This window comes from Carboxylicivirga sp. M1479 (assembly GCF_007097485.1).
In the GTDB taxonomy this organism is placed as follows: Bacteria; Bacteroidota; Bacteroidia; order Bacteroidales; family Marinilabiliaceae; genus Carboxylicivirga.
Genome location: NZ_VKDE01000012.1, coordinates 39,533 through 64,118 on the forward strand (window position 1 = coordinate 39,533; position 24,586 = coordinate 64,118).

The following is a 24,586-nucleotide window of genomic DNA, read 5'->3' on the forward strand; positions in this document are numbered from 1 at the left end:
GGGAATGTAAGAAAGGGTCGGTTGAAATAGTTCAGCCGGCCCTAATTTTTATGCAAAGATAGGCTCAAAATGGGATTTTAGCTATTCTAGTTTTGCTAAAAATGATTTAACTTAGCTTATCACTATAATCTAACGATTAATAATTTAACCATTCGATAAAAATTTGTATTCCCAACAGATTAATAAACCCGCTCTATGAAAATTAATATTTTAAGTTTCTTGTTCCTTATAATTACTTGTTCACTTTATGGTCAGGATCGAATTTTAACATTTGCATCAAAAGATTCAGTTGGTGCAGAGCCTGTTTTTAAAGGTAGTTTTGGTGCCAATATAAAGTTAAATGGGTACTTTGATGTATATGGAGGCTTGCAGGATAGTGAAACCTTTAACATTGGTAAAATCAATGTATTTGGGGATGATGATTCCAAAAGTCTTAATGTGGATATGTACCAAACTCAATTAAAGTTTGAGTCAGCCTTACGTACGAAAGAAGGTAAAAATATATATGCCTTAGTAGAATTTGACTTTTGGGGAGGAAATGGTCATATGCGTTTAAGAAAAGCTTACGTAGAGTTTGATCATTGGCAAATTGGTCAGGGATGGGCTTCTTTTGGTGATGAAGCCTTATGGCCAAATATAATGGAATGGGAGGGACCTCCATCGGGTATTTGGGTGCGTACTCCGCACATAAAATATTTTAACTCATTTGGTAATCCCAACTGGCGTTATATAATTGCCTTAGATGCTCCAATTGCCGATGTTATTCGAAATAGTGATTTAGAACCATTACTTGAGGAGGATTATCAAACAACACCTGATGTTATATTAGGTATGAAGCATGAAAAACAATGGGGACACATTCGTTTGTCCAGTATTTTTCGAAATATAAGGTATAGGTATAACGATGAAAGCGATGCCTTTTTAGGTTATGGTTTGTCTTTTTCAGGAATGCTTAAAAAGAAACGGAATAACCTGCAATTTCAGGGTATTTGGGGGAAAGGTATTGCCTCATATATTACAAGTATTGGTGGCTTTGGCTATGATGGTTTTCCTACAAATACTGGCACTTTTGAGCCTACACCAACCTATGGAGGTTGGATGGCTTATGAACATTATTGGACACGTAAAATTCATACCAATATGGTATTGGGTTATTCACGTTTTTATACGAATGATACTGAACGTTACCTCTTATCAGGAGTTGAAGAGGATCCTATAACAGTTATTGGGGGAGACATTAATCATAGACATGGCTATGGAATCATAAACATCATGTTTGATCATTACGAACGCATGACCTATGGTATTGAGTTAAACTATGGTATTAAAAGTTTACAGGGCGATGGTTATGTTGATGAGGATCCTTTTAAGGAAGATAAAAGCAGAGATGCAATGAGAATAAGTTTTGGTTTTATGTTTTACTTCTAAAATTACAAAATCAAACGTTCGATCTTATGCCGTACTATGCCATGTTGATCTTTTAATGGATTATCAATCAATACCAGTTCATCCAGTTGACTATCCTTAACTTTATCAAAAGGAAAGTTGCTTAATTGATTGTTGTTTAGGTAGATGTATCTGAGATTTTGTGCCTTTAGCAAGTTTTCGCAACCTTCTCTTAATTGATTGTCGCTTAAGTCAATCAGGCGCAAACTATTTAGTTGAGAAATAACTTCGGGCACTTTTGTAAACTTATTTTGTCCCAGATATAGTCGTTCAAGTTTCTTCAATGCATTTATCGATTGAGGCAAGGCACATAAATTATTGCTACGAATATCGAAATAGCTTAACTCTTTTAATGCTTCAATCTCTACTGGAATTTCATTTATATCGTTATCTCTAATGTCGATGTACTGAAGGTGTTTAAGTTCAAATAAAACAGAAGGAATAGTGCCGTTCAAACGACTCTTGAAAATGCTCAAGTGTGTTACATTCTGTTGCTCATTGAGTACATAGCCTTTTGTTATCCAGCTAATTTTTTTGACCTGCTTCAGTCGTCGTGTCAAATGCTGGTTTAGTTCTTTGATGATGGCGATATCTGACATTACAATGAATTTTATTCGAAAATAACAAAGAGAAAGAAATATTATACTAATTAGCCAAAAGAAAACTGTTTGAATGACGAAAAACAGTTATAAAGGGTTGTTTTGTATATCTATTTCTTTCATTTACCACATGGAACTTCCAAATAAATCCAAGCACTGGACTGAATGCAATTTTATTTACTTCTCATCCCAACATAAGTTTTAGTCATGTCTGAAGGAACACAAATAATGTAGTCGGCTTTGTTTAGGTAGTCATCATCCAACTTGTTCATCTGATCTTGAGAAACAGTTGTTATGCATTTAACTCGCACACCAGGTTGATAAATTTGAAGGTACTTTCTAATGCCTCCATCATCATCGGAATGGAAACTACCATTGTAATGAATAAATAGTTTGTCATCCTCACGATTTTGCGTGATAAACCAAGCCATTGTAGCATCTTTCATGGCTTGCGCTTTGGCTATTGACAATGAACCTTTACCCATCATTCCACCCATTTTTGCAATTAATAGCGAATCGGCATCAAACTCAACAGGCAGAGGTGCAATATAGCGTTTGGCTTCATCACTTAGCTCATTAAGTTTATCAATTCCTTGTTTATGCACCACCGATGCATAACGGCGCGGAATATTACTGGCTACAAACTGTATGGTTGAATCTTTAGCAAATCGAATTAATGGCTCATAGTCAGTATCGTAATTGCTCCATAGGCGACATTCGGCTTCAAATTTAGATTGCGAGATAATGCCATTCATGTATTCGTCCACGATGAGTTGATTGTCGGCCTCAAACATTTCGGCTCCCATGGAAAGGTTACCATTTTTAGCGAGGTAAAGCGATTGGGTTACCTGAAGCTCTAGCCAGTGCGAAATGGGGTTATTGTGGTATTCTCCAAATAGAACGATATCATATTCAGATAGTTCCTTAATCATCTTTTTGTATTTAATCTCTTTGCCCTTGCCATTATAGAGCTTGTAGGCTGGCTTATCGGGTTTAAAGGAGCTAAAAATAAGTAGGCTGCCAATAAGAACGGATGCAAGTTGAATCTTCATTTTATTTTTATTTCAGAGTGATTACAAATTCTAACACTACAGACGTAGTATTGTTTATCAGCCGTAAAGTTAAGGCTATAGAATTAAGCAACTAATCATATATGGTTAGCCATTATTGGGGATAGAGTTAATTATTAGGCTTATTATCTAATGGTTAGCATTTGTTTCTGTTGGCTTTCTTTGGTGTGTTTTCCTTATTTGTCGGGATTGTGAGCCGGTATTATGGCCTATAATTTTGTCTCAGAGAAAAAAGCTAACCTTTTTAGAATCACACAGACACCCAAAATGAAAATACAACCATTCAGTGCTAAGCGACTTTGGAGTTATACGGCCACATTTGTTTGCTTATTACATTTAACGCCCTTGAAAGGGCAAGCCGATATTGACCCACTTCCCCTATCAAAAGAATGTACTATTAAAATTGTTGATCCCGTAGATGAAACACCTTTGATAGGAGCACATATCTGTATTGAATTAGCGGATGGACGAAAGGTTTACGAGGTGTCGGATGTTAATGGAAACGCACGGCTTTTGTATGCTAACAAGAAAGGAGTTGTTGCTATCTCATCAATGGGTTATGTAACCTCTTATCTAGCCCTCGAAGGTATTAATGATGGAGCATCAATACCCTTAAAAACGGATGTGTTTAACATTGATCAAGTGATAGTCACTGGCTCTAGTCAGCCAATGCCTGTAGATAGCTCAATCTATAAAGTCAAGTTAATTAGTGAAGAGAAAATACAACAATCGGGTGCTGTTAATTTGAGTGAGATTTTAATGACTGAAGCTAATATCCGTATGTCAAATGATTTGGTACTTGGTAGTCAAATTGAAATGCTGGGTATGAGTGGGCAGAATGTGAAGATAATGATAGATGGCGTGCCAGTAATTGGGCGTTTGGATGGTAATGTGGACTTAAGCCAGATTAACCTCGCCAATGTAAAGCAAATAGAAGTTATTGAGGGGCCTATGTCGGTGGTTTATGGAAATAATGCGTTGGCCGGGACCATTAACATCATTACTAAAAAGAATTTTTATCATGAGTTAAGCGGGCAGGTTAATGCGTATGCCGAAAGTGTTGGTCGTTATGCAGGTAATGCTTCTGTTGCCAAAAAGTGGGGAGCGCATACAGTATCTGCCGAGGGCGGTTATGAGTATTTCTCCGGTGTTAATTTTGACGAATCAACACGGCAGATGGATTGGAAGCCAAAGAACCTTTATCGCTTTAATACAAATTATTCATATAATAAAAATGATTGGCAGTTGACTGGCCGATTTGGAATGTACAGCGATGAGCTATACCATAAAAGTAATTTATCGGGAACAAAAGTGTACGATACTTACTACTACACTAGCCGTTACGACTTTAGTATTGGCCTAAATAAAATTTGGGAAAAGGGCAACTCCCTAAATGTAGTGAGTAGCTATAATCTATACGATCGTTCATCGCAGAACCTGACCAAAGATTTATCCACCTTAGAAGAGCATTGGAGTGAGATAGAAACAACGCAGGAAGCCAATCAGAAGATGGTGCGTGCTATTTATAGTCAGGCCATTGTACCTGGTGTTCTATCTTATCAGGCGGGTGCTGATATTAATGTGGAAACCATGGAAGGACCTAGAATTGCCGATGGTGCACAAAGCTTGGGCGATTACGCTGCGTTTTTAAATGTGAATTATTCAATTGTACCAAACTTTGAAATTCAACCCGGGGTACGTTATGCTTATAATACCGATTACAAGGCGCCTCTGGTCTATTCAATAAACACCAAATGGCAGGTAAAAGAGGGGTTTAACTGGCGTGCTTCTGCCGCCAAGGGCTTTCGGGCGCCGAGTGTAAAAGAACTGCATTATGAGTTTGTAGACTCCAACCACGAGATTTTTGGTAATCCCGATTTAAGCGCTGAATCATCCTACAATTTCAATACTTCTGTTGATTATAGTTTTGAAAAAGATGCGCATAGTTGGCGCTTAAGTGCATCCGCCTATTATAATGATGTTGAGAATATGATTGCCTTGGTTCAAGACGAAGGCAGCACGCAATATTATTATCAAAATATTGATCAATACCAATCAACGGGAGCCAACTTTGAAATTAATTACGGGTTTAAAAAAAACTTGACCTTGCGTGCTGGCTATGGTATTACAGGACGCCTTAATAGCTATGCAACTGCAAATGGTTCGGATAAATACAATGTGACCAACGACTTTTTTGCTGGTGTAAAATGGATTGAGCCACACACCAATATCACGGTGGCAATTGATTACAAATATAACGGAGAGCTTCCTTTCTTCTTCACTGATGCTGATGGAGAAATTAACGAAGGCTTTCAAGCCGCTTATCACACCATGAACGCCTCCTTAAGTAAAAGCTTTTTTAAACGAAAACTACTAATGACTGCAGGTGCTAAAAACTTGTTTGATGTAACATCAGTCAATCGCATAAGTGGTGGAGGAAGTGCACATTCAAGTGGGGGCAACGTGCCAATTTCATATGGCCGTTCATTCTTTATCTCTTTGACTTACAAATTCAATCATTCAAATAATTAATAACAAACAACAAATAAAACTTATCATGAAGAAGATATTATTATCCTTAGCTCTTGCCACTGTGTTATTCGCATGTGATGACGATGAAAAAATTGATGTGAAAGATTATGGCATGAAAACTTTTGAAGCGGATTTAAAATATAGTTCTATAACAAGTCCAGAGGGATATCCAATTAGTACCTATGCCCAACAAACCTATTTTTCTTTTGGTCAGGATGAGGCCGTTGCCTATGGCGAAGTAGATACCGATACATGGACTCAGTTTAATGTTTTTGATTACGCCGCCAATGAAATGGATGTGCCAGAAGGTTATGTTGTGAATAAAAACTCAGATGTGGAAGCCTGGGATTTGGTATTTACAAAGTATTATGGAACCACGCAATCTTCTGATGGAACAAACACAGGATACGGCATGACCGGAATTTTGTTAAACATGGAAGAAGGTATGCAGGTGGCTGAGATGATGTATGATGAGAGCTCAGATATAAACTTGGTATCGCAGGCTTTTGCAAATCTAATCATAAGCGATGTCGAAGGTTTGGAGTATTCCGATGATATGGAAACGATTGGTTCTGATTGGAAAGTGCTTGACTTTTCTACCTTTCAATACAATGTTCTAAGTAATAAATTTTTCATTGTGAAAATGAAAACTGGCGACTATTATAAACTTCGTGTAGTTGGTTTTTATGGCGATACAACCGCAGATCGTGTTATAAGCATTGAATACGCATTGGTAGCGAGTGTTTTACCCGAAGAAATGAATTAAAAACTAACACTATTTCATTTTAGTGTTTTTCCGTACCACTGCTGGGTTAACGAACCCGGTAGTGGTTATTTAACTCTTAATACACATCGTTTTTTATACAAACAAATGAATAAAAAATACCTCATTACGGTCATTTTAGCCTTTGTTGCTTTGGGAATGGGCTACATGGCATGGAGTAAGTGGCTGGCACCAACCAAGGTGGCATTAATTAACTACCCTGAATTTATGTCCACCAAAATCGCACGTTCGCTTGATAATTATTTTATCAACGTTGATGTGTTTGAAGATGAAAACGAAGCTGAAAAGTTGGATCAATACGACATGTTATTAGTCTTTGGTATGGGCTTAAAACTAACAGCCGAACAAGAGGCTTATATAAATGAGGTAGGAGAAAAATCCACTGGCATTTATTTGCAATCATCCACAACAAAAGGTTTGGAACTTACCAACCTGAATGATAGTGTAAAAATCAATGTGAAAACCTACTTAGATAATGGTGGAAATAAAAACTATGCCAATGCCATGCGCTACATTCGAACCAATGTGGATGGTAAGTCAGCTTTTGTCAATCAACCGGAAGCTCCTTTGGAGATATCATCCGATGTACTGTTTCATGTAGATGAGGATGTTGCTTTTGAAAAGGTAGCTGACTTTGAAACCTATTGCAAGGCTGAAGGTTTTCATAAAGAAGGACAGAAAAAAGTCCTCTTTTTTACCAGTATACCCGGCCCGTTCAATGCCAATCGCGATCATTTAAATAGTATGATTGAAGAGCTGCAAAACCGTGGAACCAATGTGTACCCGGTCTCTGGTTTTCGTGGCCGCTTAAACTATATGAAAGAAATTAGTCCTGATATAATTGTGTACCTGCCACATGGTCGTTTATCCATGGGTGGTTCAGCACCCTTAATCAATCAATGGCTTAAGAAACAAAACATTCCAGTTCTATGCCCAATTACAGTACATCAGCGTTACGAAGATTGGTTAATCGACAAAAATGGTATGATGGGTGGACTATTGAGTCAAAGTGTGACCATGCCCGAGTTTGATGGAGGCATTGTGCCTTATGCTGTTTTTGCCGAGTATGAAGATGCCAATGGTTTCCTCATTTTTAAGGCTGTACCCAATCGCTTAAAGAACTTTGGTCAGATAGTGGCTAACTATTTGCAGTTGCAAGAGCAACAGAGTGCCGATAAAAAAGTGGCTTTCGTTTATTTTAAAGGACCAGGCAAAAGTGCACTAACTGCAGCCAATATGGAAGTGCTGCCATCTTTACACAATGTATTGCTTGAGATGCAGAAGAATGGCTATGATTTAGGAGATCTACCAAAAGATTATCCATCATTTGAAAAAGTAGTAATGACGAAAGGACCGGTTTTAGGTACCTATGCCGAGGGGGCTTTCGATAATTATCTAGCTACTGGTCAGCCTGAGTTAGTTAAAGTAGAGGATTACAATGCGTGGTGTCGCGAAACATTGCAAGCCGAAATGATATCTGACGTGGAGGAGCGTTATGGTAAGGCACCAGGTTCATACATGGCTGTTTATAAAGATGAACAAGAATACATTGCTGTGGCGCGCGTGCAGTTTGGTAACGTGGTGCTGTTACCGCAGCAAATGCCCGGACTGGGAGATAATGCTTTTCAACTGATACACGGAGCTAAAGTAGCGCCACCCCACACTTATATTGCACCTTATTTGTGGATACAAAAAGCATTTGAAGCCGATGCAATTTTTCACTTTGGTACACATGGTAGTTTAGAGTTTACGCCGGGTAAACAAATTGCCTTATCAGATTACGATTGGACCGACCCACTAATTGGTACCACTCCACACAATTATGTGTACACCATAAGCAATGTTGGAGAAGGGATGATTGCCAAACGACGTAGCTATGCAGCACTACAGACTTATTTAACACCGCCTTTTATGTCGGCCAATGCCATGGAGTCGAAGCAAATATTGATGCAAAAAATAAATCAGTACACAACAGCTAAGGGCTCTTTAAAGCGTGAATATGCCTTAACGGTTAAGAAAATGATTGTTGAAGAAGGGATGCACGATGAACTTGGTTTGAATAACAGTATTGATGAGCCGTATTCTGATGAGGAGATGACACGTATCCTGAACTTTTTAGAAGAATTATCGCATGAGAAAGTAACTGGTGGATTATACACCATGGGAGAACCTTACACCGCAGAAAAGTTAGATGAAATGGTGCAGATGATGCATGTAGATGAACTGGCTTATCATTTGGCAGAGGTAGATTTGCAGAAAGAAATTGTGACTCGTAACGAGCTGCGCAATAAAGTGTTTTTCAGAACGAAATACACCAATCCAAGCGATAGGTATGTTGCTGAGCTTATTCGTACTGGTCAAACAGAATCCATTCGTAAGCAGGTAATTAATGCCAATGATTATCAACGTGCGCTAGACTTTAAAAAGGAAAGGAAGCAAGCAGCACAAAAGTTGAAATCACAAAAAATGGCGACTATGAAAGTCAAAAAGGAAGCGGCCAGTAAACAAAACCAAGGAGAGACGAAAGATCATCCGGATAAAGCAAAGAAAAAAGTTGATGGTAAAACGGGTGCTACGCCTAAGATTGAACCTGCGAATCCGGTTGAGGAAGCTTTTGCCACTGCTATTTTCAATGTGGAGAATACCTTGCTTTCTATCATCAGTAAAAAGGAAGAATTGCGAAACAGCCCAGATGCAGAAATGCAGGGAATACTTAATGCTTTAAATGGAGGTTATACTGCTCCATCTCCAGGTGGCGACCCTGTGGCCAATCCCGAGAGTGTGCCAACTGGGCGTAACTTATTTGCGGTTAATGCCGAGCAAACACCAAGTAAGGAGGCCTGGAAGGTAGCTAAGAAACTAGGGGATGACTTGCTTGATGATTATCAGAAAAAGCATGGTAAGTACCCCGAAAAAATAAGCTTTACCCTTTGGGCTGGTAGCTTTATTGAGTCGGAAGGAACTACCATCGCTCAAATTCTGTACATGTTAGGAGTTGAACCTGTTTGGACACCTCGCGGTAAAATGAATGACCTACGCTTGATGACGGAAGAGGAATTGGAACGTCCGCGTATTGATGTGGTGGTGCAAACCTCGGGTCAGTTGCGCGATTTGGCAGCTTCTCGGCTTGTCATTATTAACCGTGCCATTGCCATGGCAGCCAAAGCAGAACAAAGCTCTGGTGTCAATTTTGTATCCAAGGGTATTGCCGATGCCGAGAAGCTATTAATTGAAAAAGGTTTTTCGCCAAAAGAAGCAAGGGCTTTTGCCGGACAACGTGTATTTGGCGGAGTTAATGGTAACTATGGCGCTAGTATTATGGGCTTGGTTGAACAAAGCGATCGCTGGGACAGCACTAAAACAGTGGCACAAACTTATATCAACAACATGGGTGCTGTTTATGGCAGCGAAGATGATTGGGGAAGTTTTAATAAAGGTGTATTTGAAGCTGCTTTACTTAATACCGAAGCAGTTGTTCAACCACGACAGAGTAATACCTGGGGAGCCTTAAGTCTCGATCATGTGTATGAGTTTATGGGTGGTTTAAATCTGGCTGTGAAAGAGGTAACGGGCAACGATGCCGAATCGTATTTCAATGATTTTCGTAACTCGTCGAATCCACGGGTGCAAGGCTTAAAAGAGGCCATTGGCGTTGAGAGTCGTACTACCTTGTTAAATGAGCGATACATTAAAGAGTACATGAAAGGTGGGGCGTCTTCAGCAGCCACATTTGCCGAAACATTCCGTAATACCTTTGGATGGAATGTGATGAAACCCTCGGTGGTGGAAGAGCGCTTGTGGAACGACCTGTACGATGTATACGTTGATAACAAATTAAACTTACAAGTGCAAGAGTTTTTCGAACGAGAGAACCCGTATGCATTGCAAGAGATGACAGCCGTAATGCTCGAAACGGTGCGCAAAGGCATGTGGCAGGCTACGCCCGATCAAGTTAAAGCAATGACACAACTACACGCCCAATTAATTGAAAAGTATGAAGCAGGTTGTAGCGGTTTTGTTTGTGATAACGCTAAGCTACGCGCTTTTATAACAGAGCAATTACCTGCTGAGATGAAAGAAGCCTATGCTGAAGAAATAGATAATGTTCGGGAGGCAAAAAAGGAGATTGCAGAGGATAATGTGGTGCTGAAGAAAGACGAAAAGGTACAGGCACAGCAAGATGCTGAAATGGCGATGGAATTGGATGTTAAGCTTGTGGCAGCTGGTATTGTGGCCGTTTTGCTTTTAGCTATCCTTTTTATTCGCCGTCGTCGAGCTAACACATCTCTTTAATAATAAGCAGCTAATACAATTATATGCAAACACTTGTAATAATACTATTTGTTCTGGCCATACTGTCCTTTTCTATTCAGCTACAGCTGTTTGAAAAACCTTGGATAATGTTTGCTTGCTTGGCTTTTGTAGCTGTATTTATATATGGGATGCACCATTTGGCCATTGAGCAGAGTTATAAAACATTTAGAGCTGCGTTAAACAATTCAAGCTTAATGATGGATTTTGTGGTCTTGCAAGTCGTAGAGGCTCTGGCTGGTCTCTTATTAAGTATATTCTTGATAAGAGACCACTATAATGAACCGGTAAAACCGTTTTTTAAGAACGCACTTTTCTTACCTGGTATCATCATTTTTCCAGCCTTGTTTTACCTCGAAAGCCTCGTGTTTTTGCAAGTTCATGGTATGAGCTTTCCGGTTTTGGCTGTTGGTATTGCAGTCTTGGCCATACTAGGTATTTACCTTATCGGATGGTGTTTTAAAAAGCTGATACCCGAATTTGACCTACAACTAGAAATGAAATTTGTAGTTCACTTGCTTCAGTTATCAGGAGGTGTGATTCTTTCGGTAGTTATGCTGCGCTTACCCGTACAGCAAGCTGAACATTCTGCTATTTCGCTAATGCCCACTTTAGTGATGATTACCTGTTTGCTAGGAGGAAGTCTGTTAGGCTCTTTCTGGTATCAAATTAAGATAAAGCGATTTATCAAGTCATCAACACAACAATTAAACGGATAAACAATTTTAATAATGGATGAAATAACAAAAATATTATACTGGATATCAACGGGGTTATTAGTGCCTGTTATTGTGTTATTGCTCTTGTTTTTTGCAAGGGCGCTTATGCTGATAGGTTCCTTTTACAGCATGTACATTCAAAAGTTGAAGTTTAATAAGCAGATGAAAACAGTTTTCGATGCTTTAACTACCGAGAATGTACGATCTTCTTTAGAAAATGTGAAGAAGAATGATAAGCTTATTAGCTCCATTTACCTCAATAAACTATTAACATGTTTGCCGCAAGAGGTGTATTACGATAAGGCTTTAAACGATTTTGAAATACATTGCCAAAAAGAGATGGCTGGTAGCCAGGCGCTTGCCAAACTAGGGCCAATACTAGGGCTGATGGGTACCCTTATTCCGATGGGTCCTGCCCTTGTGGGTTTGGCATCGGGCGATATTGCTTCTATGGCTTCAAACATGCAGGTGGCTTTTGCAACAACAGTAATCGGTTTGTTGATTGGAGCCGTTGGTTTCATTGTCCTTCAGGTAAAACGCCGTTGGTTTGCTGCCGATATTAATAACCTGGAATTTGTGGTGGAGCTACTTAAAAAGGTTAAGTAAGCAAGAAGTATATAGAGATTGGTATACGCAAGCCGTATGCCGACACTTCGATCTAATTAATAGTAAAAAGAGAGTATTATGCGTCGATCAAAACGTTTTTTACAAGAAGAAGATATAGACCCAATGGCTACCGTTGCTAATTTATTTGATGTCGCCATGGTGTTTGCTCTGGCTTTAATGGTGGCTTTGGTGGCTCGCTATAAAATGACTGAGATGTTTTCTAAGGAGGATTTTACCATGGTAAAAAATCCGGGTAAAGAAAACATGGAAATCATTACTAAAGAAGGGGAGAAGATTGAGACCTACAAAGCATCTGATGAAAGCTCGTCATCGGGCAACAAAGGAAAAAGGGTAGGCGTTGCTTATCAGTTAGAGAATGGGGAGATAATTTATATTCCTGAGTAGCTATAGTTTAATCACTTTTTTCAGTAGCAGCTGGTGCTAATAAATGGCTGCTACTGAAATACGCTGCTTATTAAAACTAATTTCATCGCCAAGCTTTGCGCCTTTTAATGCCTGACCAACAGGCGAGGCCATAGATAGTGCAAAGTACTCCACCCCATCAACATTGATTTTACCCAGGGCGACAGGCATAAAATAGTGGCCCTTATTGGTTATAACTAAACTGCCAAAATCAACATTTGTGTGAGTCTTATGCAAGTCAATTTGCGCTAAATCTTTTTTCAGGCCTAGTTGTTTATTGAGTTGATCCTGGTTTTTGTTCAGTTCAATCTGCATCATCTCACGGCCTGTTTCAAATTTATCGCCAGCACTGCTTTTCGTGTCGTTGGCCATCGATTCTCGTATATCAGCTATTTCTTGCTGAATAGCACTAAGCTTTTTATCTATAGTGGTAGTGAGGTGCTCAACTAGTGCCTTTTTTGTTTCTGAATTAATACTCATCTAACAGTTAATTAAATGATTGATAGAGGGAAGTTGTACTAGCAAATAACTCATCGGCGCCAGCATCAAGCAGTACCTGATCAGCTAGTTTGCCTGTATTAACTGCTAGGGTGTATATGCCTGCAGCCTTGGCCGACTCAACACCCATGGGTGCATTCTCCACCACCAGACATTCTTCCTTTTTAAAACCACATCGTTCCCAGGCAATCAAATATGGTTCAGGATGAGGTTTTCCTTGTTTTACATCGGCACCGCTTACCAAGTGATCGGCATCGATGTTAAAATGCTCCATTAGTTTTTCAACCAAAGCAGGTTGTCGCGATCCAGTTACCACAAACACATTAACGCCAGCTTGCTTTAATTCAGCCAGTAACTCTTGCATGCAGGGCAATATGGGAGCCTTAGGGCGTTCACTCATTAGCTTTGTTTTAAGAGCATATACCGCTTCTTCCTCCGCTTTAGTCGCTGGGCGATTTAGGTATTGTTCAAAGGCAATGCGAATGGTTGAAAAGCCCGTACGCCCCTCATTCATATAGGCCTCCTCAGCCGGAAAATCAATGCCGTATTTTTTCAAGCTATGAATCCAAGTGTATTCGTGATTGGGCATTGAATCGTATAGCACGCCATCCATGTCAAAGAAGACAGCTTTTATATTTTGTGGTTTCATCGTTCTGATTTAGGCTGCTAAAATAGTGCAAAGTTTTAATATGGGTAAGTCAATGAGGTTGGTGTCCTTAATTTAAGTACATATCGCCTATACTTGCGCTCCTCATGAGTAATAAGGAGCTTAAGCTAAGATTCCGAAAGCTAGCAACCTAGCTTGTAAAGCTCGCCCTTTCGAGCAGAAAGCTTTGACTTTGATGTTTAAAAGCGCTGGAATACAATCAAAAAGCTTGGTGTTTTGAGCCAGAAGGCTTTGAATTCTCTGCTTTAGAAACAAAACTCGCCATTCAGAGCATTAAAGTAGAGCATAAAGGTGTGAAAGCGGTGCTATAATGCTTCATCATTAATGCTTAGTAGCTTCTTCTTTTAAGCAAATTGCACTAGGTTCCGAGCCATTAGGCATCAAAATCGGAGCATAAAGAACCAAGCCCCATGCTCAAAGCTCCATTTTATAGCAATACTTATTGAGATTCGTGTTTTTCGAATAGTTTTTATGCCAGTTGTTTAGATGTACAAAGGGTATTAATTACATCTTTTTGTTTATTTTGGTCTTCATATCATTAACTGCAATTTTTACACATGACCATAACATTAGATCAACAATTAAAAGAGACGTTGCCGACCTTATTATTGGGTGGATTTGTAATTGAGGTGCAGGTAAATGAGCCAGCAAGTGAATTATTAAGTTTGATTAATGATGAACTTGCGGTTTTGGAGCAAAGGCACACGCCCGAAACCATTCGAGAGCTCAGCACCGTTAAGGCCAACAAAAACGCCTATCGCAGTTTAGGCAAAGATCCGAATCGTTATCGTCCCGCAGCTGAAGCTTTGTTGCGCCGAGTGGCCAATGGTAAGGGCTTGTATCACATCAATAATGTGGTTGATATCCTCAACCTGATATCCTTAAAAACAGGTTTTTCCATATGTGGTTATAATTACGATGCCATAAAGGGCGATGTGTTAATGGGTATTGGAGAAGAAAATGAACCATATCAAGGTATTGGTCGTGGCGATGTTAACATTGCCAAGTTACCTGTTTTTCGCGATGACTTGGGAGCCTTTGGAAATCCAACAAGTGATTCAGTTCGAACCATGGTAAGTGAGGGTACCAGCAAGTTTCTGATGATTATTATCGGTTTTGAAGGACAAGAAACCATTAATGCTGCCTTGGATGAGGCAAAAAAATTATTGGAGCAGTATGCAAATGGAAAGGAAATTGAACGTTTCTTTGTAGGCTGAAAAAAGCAGTTAATAGCTTAAGAAAATAGGTTAGGGATGATAAAAGTTTGTGCAATCGCCTCGGGGAGTAACGGCAATTGTTATTACATAGGAACAGAGAAAGAAGCCATATTAGTAGATGCAGGTATATCGCGCCGTCAGATAATGAAGCGCATGAAAGAATTGCGCCTGGATATTTCAAGGGTAAAAGCAGTGTTTATTACCCATGAGCATGCCGACCATATTCGTGGTTTGCGAGTGTTGTGCGATGTAAATGGAATAACAGGCTATTTAACACGTGATACCTTACAAAAGGCACACCGTAACTACCATCCAAAGTCGGCGCATGTGTTTAAAGCAGGCGAATCGATTAAGCTGGGAGCTTTTGTTATTCATTCGTTTAAAAAGCAGCACGATGCCATTGATCCAACAAGTTTTAGGGTTGAGGTAAATGGTTTAAATGTTGGTGTGATGACCGATATAGGAGAGGCCTGCAATAATTTGAAAAAGCATCTTCATGCTTGTGATATTGCTTTTTTAGAAAGTAATTACGACGAGCAATTACTGGAAGACGGACCTTATCCATACCATTTAAAGCAACGTGTAAAATCGGATAAAGGCCACTTAAGTAATAAGCAGGCTGTTGAATTGCTCGAACAGATGGGGACATCCAATTTACACACCGTATTTCTATCGCATATATCAGCTGACAACAATCGGGTTGAAATAGCCATGAAAGCCTTTGAACACCTCACTGATAAATACAAGATATTGCCAACCAACCGCTATGCACCATCCGAAATAGTAACAATTGGAGAAGAGCAGTTGGCTTTATTCAATGATTAATGCTTCTTTTAATTATCTAATCGACGAACGAAAAAAAAATTCTATGAATTCAATTATACAAGCCGATCAACACTTTTTAGTATTAACCATGGTATTCGCTGCTGCCGCTTTTGGTATTTGGTCCGAGCATAAAAAATGGTTTGGCAAAGTGTCAGGTATCTTGGTTACAATGATTTCCATGTCTATTCTAGCAATGGTTGGCTTTGTTCCTGTAGGCTCTGGCACTGGTGCTTCAGTAGCTGTTTACGATATGGTATTTGACTATTTCATACCTATTTCAATTCCCCTCTTACTATTTAGTTCTAATATTGTTAAAATTATTCGTGAGAGTGGTAAGCTAATGCTGGCTTTTATTATAGGTGCCATTGGTGTGGTTGTAGGGTGTTTTGTAGCGTATTTTATAATTGATCTGGGCGATGATGCAGGCAACACAGCAGGTGTTATAGCTGCTACCTTAGTAGGGGGGAGTATTAATTTCGTAGCGACTGGCGAAACATTAAACTTTAGTACAAACCCTTATTTTTCGGCAACCATAGCGGTGGATAACTTCGTAGCCAATTTATATGTCTTGTTTTTATTCCTAGTGCCTGCTTTAACATTTCTGAATCGCTTTTGGGCCAAGAAAACAGAGAAAACTGAAGTGCAACCTGATGAAGAGTTCGTTCAATCGCCTGTTACCATGGAGCGCATTGCTGTTTCTGTATTTTTGGCGGTTGGCCTAGCAGCTGCAGGGCAATGGTTAGCTCCATATTTACAGCAATGGATTGGAACTGATCTTAACTTGAGTATTTTGTTAATCACTGTATTGTCATTAATCGTGGCCAACCTAATACCATCCAAATTAAAACCTTTGGAAACAACTTCTTTCACTATTGGGCTGTGGATGATGTATGCCTTTCTAGCGGTTATAGGTGCTTCAACCAATATTTACGAAGTACTAAAAGTTGGGCCGTCTCTCTTGCTGTTTTACATGATCATCATGGTATTTCACTTTTTGTTCCTGTTATTTTCGGCTCGTCTTTTCAAATTAAATGTTTATGAAGTTATTGTGTCATCTGCCGCCAATATAATGGGACCCTCGGTAGCAGCACCTATGGCTGCTTCGTTAGGGCAAAAGCGCATGGTAACACCAGCTATTCTGGTAGGAATACTAGGCTATGTTATCGGCACATTTATAGGCGTTAGCATTGCTTTGGCCTTAACCTAGTTGAAAATATTAAAGCAATTGATAGGGCATCGCACTTGCGATGCCTTTTTATTTGTTAAAAAGTAAGGTATCGCAAGTCTTTTTTATATATTTGAGCAAGCGGTTGCGCTATTGTTATTTATGTAGCTAAATCGCACTGAAACCGATAAACTAAAATATTTTACGATGATGAAGAAAACATTCGCAGCTTTGGCTGTAGGACTGCTGTTGCAGTCGCTGGTATCCTGCCATCAGCCCATACCTGCAGATTTAAATGCAGTTAGCTTAATTCCTTTACCTGTAAAGGTTGAAGCAACGGGAGGTTCATTTCAATTGAATGAGAATACCGCCATTTATGTGCATGAGGGAAGTGATGAATTAAGCCAAACGGCTCATTTATTAAAAAAACAATTGCATCACGAAACAGATTTGTCTTTGGATGTGCAAGTTGTGTCAGAGCCTGCTGCACATGGTATTAATATTTTGCTGAACAAAGAGAATAAAGCACAATTGGGGGATGAAGGTTATGAATTAAAGGTGGGAGAGAAGCTCTTGACTATTTCTGCTAACACGCCTGTTGGTATATTTCGTGGTGTACAAACACTTGTGCAAATGGCCACTTTTCATCAGGGAGAGAAAACCACTTGGCTGGTGCCATCAGGGACTATTGTCGATTATCCACAATATGCCTACCGTGGTTTAATGTTGGATGTGGCGCGTCACTTCTTTGGCGTAGACGATGTTAAGCGAGTGATTGATTTAGCAGCTGCCTATAAAATTAATGTATTGCACATGCATCTATCCGATGATCAGGGATGGCGCATTGAAATTAAATCATGGCCACGATTGACTTCTTTTGGAGCGCGCACCGAAGTTGGTGGTGGAGAAAGTGGTTTCTATACTCAAGAGCAGTATAAAGAAATTGGGGCCTATGCCAAAGCTCGTTTTGTAACCCTTGTTCCAGAAATTGATATGCCTGGGCATACCAATGCTGCTGTGGCTGCTTATCCCGAGTTAAATGGCACCAATAAAAAAGCAGACCTTTATACAGGTACCAAGGTTGGTTTTAGTACTCTTGCTACCCGTAAAGAAGTGACTTATCAGTTTGTTGACGATGTGATACGTGAGTTAGCTGCTATTACTGAAGGACCTTATATTCATATTGGAGGAGATGAGTCGCATGTAACCAAAGAAAAGGATTACGTGTACTTTATCAATCGTACCAAAGACATCGTAAAAAAACACGGTAAAATAATGCTCGGATGGGATGAGATAGCACTCGCCGAATTGGATGAAACCGATATTGTACAATATTGGGCTAAGGACGAAAATGCTGTTATGGGAGTTCAAAAGGGTGCAAAGGTTATAATGTCGCCATCGAAACGAACTTATTTGGATATGAAATATGATTCAACAACTCATATTGGTTTGGATTGGGCTGCTTTAATTGAAGTAGACGAGGCTTATAACTGGAATCCTGAAACCTTAGTGGAAGGCATTAATAAGGAACATATCCTTGGTGTTGAATCGCCATTATGGACCGAAACGGTGGAAACAATGGATGATATCGAATTCTTGGTATTCCCTCGTTTGATTGGTCATGCCGAAATAGGATGGTCGCCAAGTGGACACCTGAATTGGGATAGCTATAAACAGCGTTTAGCCAAGCACGGAAAAAGATTAAAAGCCAATGGTGTTGATTTCTACCAAGCAAAACTGATTAATTGGGAAATGGAATAAACACGTATTGAAAATTATAATAGAAGAAGCTGTCGGAATTGTTAACTGACAGCTTTTTTTATGCCAAAAAACCAAATGACTGTTGAACTGTTTCTTGTAGTAAAGAATAATGTTATGGGTAAGTCAATCTTAGTATTTGGAGCTAGTTCAAGTAAACAATCAATCAATAAGCAGTTAGCCGCTTATGCTGCTTCCTTAGTATCTGATGTTCAAATAAATCTAATTGATTTAAATGATTTTGAGATGCCTTTGTTTAGCGTCGATAAAGAAGCTGAGCTAGGCGTGCCTGATGAGGCACATCGCTTTAAGAAGCTCATTAAAAATGCCGATGGTATTATTATTTCCCTGGCCGAGCATAATGGGTCTTATTCGGTAGCTTATAAAAATTTATATGATTGGGTATCGCGCATCGAAAAGGAGTTCTGGTATAGTAAACCTTTATTGTTATTAGCCACATCGCCAGGACCCAGAGGAGGTAAAACAGTGCTCGATATCGCTACGCAAGCCTATTCCTATACCAATAAAAAGCTAGTGGGTAGTTTCTCATTGCCATCCTTTCATAGTAATTACGACAAGGAAAAAGGAATAGTTGACACTGGTTTAGCTCAGGAATTGAATGAGAAGATAGCTTTATTTAAACAGGCTTTGTAAGTTGTTGAGGCTTAAAAAATGAGAAGTGAACTTTACCATATTTCTTTAGTTCTGAAAAGTGGCTGTGTTTCTCAAAGCTCATTTTGTCCGAGTGCTCAAGTATAAAAATGCCATCATCCTTTAATAAGCTATTTTTAAAGAATTGATCGGGTATACTGTCAAAGTTCTTGAGGTCAAAAGGTGGATCGGCAAACACCAAATCGTATTGAACACTGCTTTTTTGCATGTACTTAAAGGCATCTGCTTTAAATAGCTGAATGTCATCTTCCAGCTCCAGCTCGGCAAGCATCGATTTAATGTAACTATAGTGCTTGTAATTCATCTCCACGGTGGTTACATCGGTGCATCCGCGCGAAGCAAATTCATAGGATATACTGCCAGTGCCTGCAAATAAGTCCAGAACCTTTAAATCTTCAAAGTCAACGCGATTGTTGAGAACATTGAATAGGCTCTCGCGAGCAATGTCGGTTGTAGGGCGTGCTTTAAAGCTCTTTGGGGGCGAAAAACGACGACCCTTTAAATACCCACTAATTATACGCATATGGCCAGATTAAATAAGTTATGAAACAGTAATTTGTCACTCTCTTGAATGCGCATGTGACTGCTAAATTTGAATTGAGTTGTTGCCTTGCTAATATTTGCCTGTTGCAAATACTTTTTTAATTCTTTATACAAAGGATTTTGCTTGTTACTGATGCCATGCAGTATAACCTGTGTTTGTTTAGCGTCCAATGCAAGTTGCTCAAAAGCAAAAAGAACAAAATAAAGAAAGTCGTTAAGGTGTTTGTAATTATAGGAGTTACAAAGCACCATTTTTCGATTTTTGAGCACTACCAAATCAAAAAAGTGCTCGTGCACGCTGATGTGCATTACCGATTCCCCTTGTTTTTTCTGGCTGGCCAGCAAGCATGTTTCAACAAATGGTGAGTAATGCTGGTAAAACGAAACGCTTTCGAACTGTGTTTTTACCAGATGGTACATGAACCGAGGGATGCTAAACAAGTTCCAGGCATCAGCCATTCTTATTTTTTGTGCTGTCAACTCTATTTCATCATCCGTGGCACTATGGTTAAGAGCAAACAATTCGTGGTGCTTGCTTTGGTCGTATAAGGCCGATGGTACCAAGGTTGCTTTGGTCGATTCATATAAAAACAGGACTTTCTTATAGGGAAGTTGCAACAACTCCTCCTGCAACAATACTTCTTGTGTTTTAATACCATCAGCACTTTTATCCACAAAAGGAATATTAGCAAAAGCAATATAGGTATTGGTAACAGGGTCTAGTACACAAAAAGAAAGTCCACCCGAAGAAGATCGGATGGACAAAAAATAAGATGTTGTAATACTTGCGTCAAAAGACTGATCAACAAGGTAAGTCTTGGTCATAAAATTATTCCCAGTTACCTGCGTTATTGTTAGCAGCTTCTAACGAACCAACTTTAAGACCAGGATATCTTTCCAACTTCTCAGTCTTATCGTTAAGGTTAATAATTTCTTGTAATTCAAGTCCAGCAAGGTAAATGTTGTTGTGTACCTTTGCTTCAAATACCTGAACTTTTACTCCAGATCCTGTTACAACAATACCAGCACCCATTTCATAAGTTTTTCCACCTTCTACGTAAGGGATAAACTTTAATGAATCAACAGGGTAATTAGCTGGAAACAAAGAATCTTTTACACTTACACGAATTGTATCACGGCTGATGATACCAAGTGCCAATGCTTTAAGCTCAGTGATGCCTGCTTCACGCATGCTGTCTGTTAAACTTCCTTCTTTTTTTACCAATGGAAGTGAGTCGTTTAGGACGAAGTTAATCAATGTATCATAGCTACCTGTGTATTTATTATAAACAGATTTGTAAGCTACTTGCGCATCTCTGGTAAGAATAAGTCTGTCAACGTTTGCTTGTTTTCTTAAAGCTTCCTGCTCTTGAAAACGAATTGGCTTATTAATACTTTCAACACAATAGTAACCTAGCGCGATAATTGCAATAGTAAGAACAATCTGAATAACTGTTTTCATTATCTTCGGATTTTTGTTTTAGTTTGAATGCACAAATTTAAAAAAAAAATCAAATTTCAGTTTTTAAATAGCTTTTATCTACATTAAAAATGCTAAATAATCATATAACAACGTTAATTAAGGAGAAATTTGAGTTCGAACCAACATCATCACAAGCATTATTGATGGATGGGTTGGGGCAATTTATCATGTCTGAACAGTCGCCGTCGGTATGTCTAATTAAAGGATATGCAGGTACTGGTAAAACATCCCTGATGAAAGCTTTTACCGATGTGTTGGATGAATTAAAGATACCGAGCCAATTAATGGCGCCTACTGGACGAGCTGCAAAGGTTTTGAGTAGTTATACGCAGAAGTCGGCTTATACCATTCATAAAATGATTTACCGCCGTCAATCATCCAATGATGACTTCGGATCTTTTAATCTGAACTATAATAAGGCCAAGGAAGCTGTTTTTATTGTTGATGAGGCATCCATGATTTCGAATAGTAGCATGGATTACACGGTGTTTGGAACAGGTCGATTATTAGAGGATTTACTCAATTTTGTTTTTACCAATAGCCGATGTAAGCTCATTATTATTGGTGACGTAGCTCAGTTGCCCCCAGTTGGTTTTGACGAAAGTCCCGCTTTGGATAAGTTGTATTTGGAAAGCTTGGGCATGTATGTCGAGGATTATTTTTTAAGTGAGGTGGTAAGGCAAGAGCAGGACAGTGGTATTTTGTATAACGCTAGTAAATTACGTTTTATGCTGGATGATGGCCTTGCTGATGGTGCCTATCCAGCTTTGGAAAGTAAAGGTTATCCTGATTTTAAACGTTTATCAGGCGAAGAGCTGATTGATGAATTAAATTGGTGTCAGGAAAATTATGGTTTGGATGAAACACTGGTGGTTTGTCGATCAAACAAAAGGGCGACTTTGTTTAATCAAGGAATTCGTAATAGCATTCTTTATCGCGAAGAAGAGCTAACAGTAACGGATCATTTATTAATTATGAAGAATAACTACCATTGGTTAAAAGATAGCAAAGAAGCTGACTTTATTGCCAATGGTGATATTGCCGAAGTAGTAAGGATAAATGGATACGAAGAATTATATGATCGTAAATTTGCGAATGTTACCATCCGCTTAAGTGATTACGAGCACTTGGAGATAGATGTGAAAATAGTGATGGATGCTTTGCACAGCGAAACAGCTGGTTTTTCAAAAGAGGAGCAAGAAGCATTTTTCAAACAGGTAATGGAAGATTATGAGGATGAGAAATCGCAACGCAAGCGATACGAGAAATTAAAAGAGAACCCATATTATAACGCCTTGCAAGTTAAATACGCTTATGCCATGACTTGCCATAAATCGCAGGGAGGTCAATGGAAAGCTATTTTTATAGATCAAGGATATATTCCAGAAGAGCATTTAGGTATTGGTTATTTTCGTTGGCTTTATACGGCCATAACCCGTGCTACAGAACGTGTATACCTTGTTAATTTTAAAGATGATTTTTTTGAAGATTAAGTTGTAGGTATTAAACGAGTCATTTTATTCATCTTTAATATTTTGCTAGAAACACGTTCAACTGTTCTTCTTTTTGTAGGTTTAGTTTCTTACGAAGTCGTTTGCGTGCCGATTCTATGCTATCAACACTTTTATGCATTATTGCTGCTATTTCTTTTGAACTCATATTGAGTTTAAGAAATGCACAGAGTTTGGCATCATTGGATGTTAAGTTAGGGTGTCTATTGTGTAAGTTCTTATAGAAATTGACATTAACGTGTTCAAAGTGTGTTTTAAATTCATCCCAAATAGTTTCATTTTGATTGATTCGTAGATTGGAGATGATTGTGTCAATTTGCTCCTGATCTTGTTTTTTAATATTGTATTTAACTTTTGTTAATTCAGTAATTATAGTGTTAGACAATTCGGCATAACGTGTCATGTGAATAGTTTGAGTTAGAAGTTTCTTTGTATTGAACTCCAAACGATTATTCATTAGTTTATGCTCAAGTTTTAACTTAGATTCAATTAAGCGTCTTTGTTTAAGTTTATTTAAAGTATAGCTTGTTATTAGTAAAAACAGCAGGGTAAGTGCAATGAATCCAACGCTTACTATACGTTTTTTATAATTAATTTCATTTTCGTATTTGGCTTGTTCGAATTGCCATTTGAGGGTGTGTATTTTGCGCGCGTGTCTTATCGACTCTAAATATTCTGAGGTTTCGTTGTGCAATGTGTGGTATTGGTATGCTTCTCGGTATCTCTGTTGTTGCTCGTATAGTTTGGTTAATCTCTTTGAGGGGTAAAGTAAACTGTATTTTAATTGCTTGTCTTGACTAACCTTTATTGCCTCAAGGTAGTTCAGCTCAGCATTTGTTTCATCGTTAAGCCATTGGTAGTAATTGGCCATGCTGCTCAAAAGTAAGGATAGTGTTTTGGGGTAGTTTTTACTTTTACAAATATCAATGCCTAGTTGATACTGTTTGTATGCTTTTTCGTAATTTTTCTGATATAAATAGATGTTTCCAAGATTATTACACTGGTGAGCAATTCCAATGCTATCATTTAGTTCTAGATTTATTCTTTGTGCTTTTTTATAGTGATTAAGGGCTTTTTCATAGTCTTTTAAACGACTGTGGTAGTAGTTGCCAAATGCATTTGAAAGTTTAGCAATCATACTACTGTCATTTGTTTGTTCGGCTAGCTTCTGACTATTTTTATAATTGCTAATAGCTTGTTCGTTATCGCCTATCCGATAGAAGATATAACCCAGGTAATAGTTGATTTGAGATAGTTTCTCTTTATCTCTTGTCTTTTCAAAGTATGGTAAACACTTGTAAAAATAAGCGCTAGGTAAATCAAAATTTTCACCATATTCTAATAGTAAGTATGCCAAGTTAAATTGTGACCTTGCAATAAATGCCTTGCTTTTCAGTTGTAAAGAACTTTGGAGAGATAAGTTTGCCAAATTTATAGCTTCTTCAAAGTTATCCCCAGCAATGTCTTTTGATAGTTCAATTGTTTTTGAAATCTGAATGGTATCAGTTAATTTATTAGAAACTTTGAGTTCTGTTTTCGGAAAAACCTTTGGTTGGCCATAAGCCGTTGTGCTATGGAAAAGGCTTGTAAGTATTAAAAGTATCAGATAAGGGATAAATATAGGTAGCGAATTCTTAGTTCTTATCATTCGATTGAGCATTCTGTCTTTTATAGCCTTGTAACGATAATTTCGTACTTAAAGTTGCTACAATATTGATTTTTGGTGCAAAAAAACAAACAGAGCGATGAAAAAAAAG

The 24,586-nt window shown here is 38.6% G+C and carries 21 protein-coding genes; 13 read left to right on the plus strand and 8 right to left on the minus strand.

Annotated features, from left to right (window positions below):
- The first annotated feature begins 195 nt into the window (after positions 1 to 195).
- Complete coding sequence (locus FNN09_RS08860) at positions 196 to 1,428, plus strand: hypothetical protein (protein WP_143301618.1); 1,233 nt, start codon at positions 196 to 198, stop codon at positions 1,426 to 1,428.
- Between the two features lie 2 nt (positions 1,429 to 1,430).
- Here the strand turns inward: FNN09_RS08860 and FNN09_RS08865 are convergent, their stop codons facing one another.
- Complete coding sequence (locus FNN09_RS08865) at positions 1,431 to 2,045, minus strand: leucine-rich repeat domain-containing protein (RefSeq protein ID WP_143301620.1); 615 nt, start codon at positions 2,043 to 2,045, stop codon at positions 1,431 to 1,433.
- 173 nt (positions 2,046 to 2,218) lie between these two features.
- Positions 2,219 to 3,097 (minus strand): ChaN family lipoprotein, encoded by an 879-nt coding sequence (locus FNN09_RS08870; RefSeq protein ID WP_143301622.1) that lies wholly within the window; start codon positions 3,095 to 3,097, stop codon positions 2,219 to 2,221.
- Positions 3,098 to 3,382: 285 nt separating this feature from the next.
- Here FNN09_RS08870 and FNN09_RS08875 point away from each other — a divergent pair, with 285 nt between their 5' ends.
- From FNN09_RS08875 to FNN09_RS08900, 6 genes are all read left to right on the plus strand, one after another.
- Positions 3,383 to 5,647, plus strand: a complete 2,265-nt coding sequence (locus tag FNN09_RS08875; protein WP_185968946.1) for a TonB-dependent siderophore receptor — start codon at positions 3,383 to 3,385, stop codon at positions 5,645 to 5,647.
- A 25-nt stretch (positions 5,648 to 5,672) separates the two neighbouring features.
- Positions 5,673 to 6,413, plus strand: coding sequence for an HmuY family protein (locus tag FNN09_RS08880; protein ID WP_143301626.1), 741 nt, complete (start codon positions 5,673 to 5,675; stop codon positions 6,411 to 6,413).
- A 105-nt stretch (positions 6,414 to 6,518) separates the two neighbouring features.
- Positions 6,519 to 10,724 carry a cobaltochelatase subunit CobN gene (locus FNN09_RS08885; RefSeq protein ID WP_143301627.1) on the plus strand — a complete coding sequence of 1,402 codons (4,206 nt, stop codon included), beginning with the start codon at positions 6,519 to 6,521 and terminating at the stop codon, positions 10,722 to 10,724.
- 23 nt (positions 10,725 to 10,747) lie between these two features.
- Positions 10,748 to 11,461 carry a hypothetical protein gene (locus FNN09_RS08890; protein WP_143301629.1) on the plus strand — a complete coding sequence of 238 codons (714 nt, stop codon included), beginning with the start codon at positions 10,748 to 10,750 and terminating at the stop codon, positions 11,459 to 11,461.
- 12 nt (positions 11,462 to 11,473) lie between these two features.
- The gene (locus tag FNN09_RS08895; protein WP_143301631.1) at positions 11,474 to 12,067 is read left to right on the plus strand and encodes a MotA/TolQ/ExbB proton channel family protein; all 594 of its coding nucleotides are present in this window, start codon (positions 11,474 to 11,476) and stop codon (positions 12,065 to 12,067) included.
- Positions 12,068 to 12,145: 78 nt separating this feature from the next.
- Positions 12,146 to 12,472, plus strand: a complete 327-nt coding sequence (locus FNN09_RS08900) for a DUF2149 domain-containing protein (RefSeq protein ID WP_143301632.1) — start codon at positions 12,146 to 12,148, stop codon at positions 12,470 to 12,472.
- 36 nt (positions 12,473 to 12,508) lie between these two features.
- Here FNN09_RS08900 and FNN09_RS08905 read toward each other — a convergent pair whose 3' ends face one another.
- A complete protein-coding gene (locus tag FNN09_RS08905) occupies positions 12,509 to 12,970 on the minus strand; it encodes a 3-oxoacyl-ACP synthase (protein ID WP_143301634.1) in 462 nt (153 codons plus the stop codon).
- Positions 12,971 to 12,977: 7 nt separating this feature from the next.
- Positions 12,978 to 13,637: an HAD family phosphatase gene (locus tag FNN09_RS08910; protein ID WP_143301637.1), complete on the minus strand. Its 660-nt coding sequence runs from the start codon at positions 13,635 to 13,637 to the stop codon at positions 12,978 to 12,980.
- Between the two features lie 575 nt (positions 13,638 to 14,212).
- On the opposite strand from FNN09_RS08910, the gene FNN09_RS08915 reads away from it, so the two are divergent.
- The 5 genes from FNN09_RS08915 to FNN09_RS08935 all read left to right on the plus strand — a co-directional run bounded on the left by FNN09_RS08915 (position 14,213) and on the right by FNN09_RS08935 (position 19,274).
- A complete protein-coding gene (locus tag FNN09_RS08915) occupies positions 14,213 to 14,872 on the plus strand; it encodes a B3/4 domain-containing protein (RefSeq protein ID WP_143301639.1) in 660 nt (219 codons plus the stop codon).
- Positions 14,873 to 14,908: 36 nt separating this feature from the next.
- On the plus strand, positions 14,909 to 15,697 hold the full coding sequence (locus FNN09_RS08920; RefSeq protein WP_143301641.1) for an MBL fold metallo-hydrolase: 789 nt from the start codon (positions 14,909 to 14,911) through the stop codon (positions 15,695 to 15,697).
- A gap of 43 nt (positions 15,698 to 15,740) precedes the next feature.
- Positions 15,741 to 16,904 (plus strand): DUF819 domain-containing protein, encoded by a 1,164-nt coding sequence (locus tag FNN09_RS08925; protein ID WP_185968947.1) that lies wholly within the window; start codon positions 15,741 to 15,743, stop codon positions 16,902 to 16,904.
- 165 nt (positions 16,905 to 17,069) lie between these two features.
- A complete protein-coding gene (locus FNN09_RS08930) occupies positions 17,070 to 18,623 on the plus strand; it encodes a beta-N-acetylhexosaminidase (RefSeq protein WP_255434075.1) in 1,554 nt (517 codons plus the stop codon).
- Positions 18,624 to 18,737: 114 nt separating this feature from the next.
- Positions 18,738 to 19,274 (plus strand): NADPH-dependent FMN reductase, encoded by a 537-nt coding sequence (locus FNN09_RS08935; protein WP_143301645.1) that lies wholly within the window; start codon positions 18,738 to 18,740, stop codon positions 19,272 to 19,274.
- Here FNN09_RS08935 and rsmD read toward each other — a convergent pair.
- The 3 genes from rsmD to FNN09_RS08950 are packed head-to-tail and all read right to left on the minus strand — an operon-like array spanning position 19,258 to position 21,297.
- Positions 19,258 to 19,815, minus strand: coding sequence for a 16S rRNA (guanine(966)-N(2))-methyltransferase RsmD (gene rsmD / locus FNN09_RS08940; protein WP_143301647.1), 558 nt, complete (start codon positions 19,813 to 19,815; stop codon positions 19,258 to 19,260). The genes FNN09_RS08935 and rsmD overlap by 17 nt on opposite strands.
- A complete protein-coding gene (locus FNN09_RS08945; protein ID WP_143301649.1) occupies positions 19,806 to 20,660 on the minus strand; it encodes a DUF3822 family protein in 855 nt (284 codons plus the stop codon). Before FNN09_RS08945 ends, rsmD begins: the two co-directional genes overlap by 10 nt.
- A gap of 4 nt (positions 20,661 to 20,664) precedes the next feature.
- Positions 20,665 to 21,297, minus strand: coding sequence for a hypothetical protein (locus tag FNN09_RS08950; protein WP_143301651.1), 633 nt, complete (start codon positions 21,295 to 21,297; stop codon positions 20,665 to 20,667).
- 89 nt (positions 21,298 to 21,386) lie between these two features.
- Here FNN09_RS08950 and FNN09_RS08955 point away from each other — a divergent pair, with 89 nt between their 5' ends.
- Complete coding sequence (locus FNN09_RS08955; protein ID WP_143301653.1) at positions 21,387 to 22,811, plus strand: ATP-dependent RecD-like DNA helicase; 1,425 nt, start codon at positions 21,387 to 21,389, stop codon at positions 22,809 to 22,811.
- 34 nt (positions 22,812 to 22,845) lie between these two features.
- Here the strand turns inward: FNN09_RS08955 and FNN09_RS08960 are convergent, their stop codons facing one another.
- On the minus strand, positions 22,846 to 24,477 hold the full coding sequence (locus tag FNN09_RS08960; RefSeq protein ID WP_185968948.1) for a tetratricopeptide repeat protein: 1,632 nt from the start codon (positions 24,475 to 24,477) through the stop codon (positions 22,846 to 22,848).
- Positions 24,478 to 24,586: the final 109 nt, after the last annotated feature.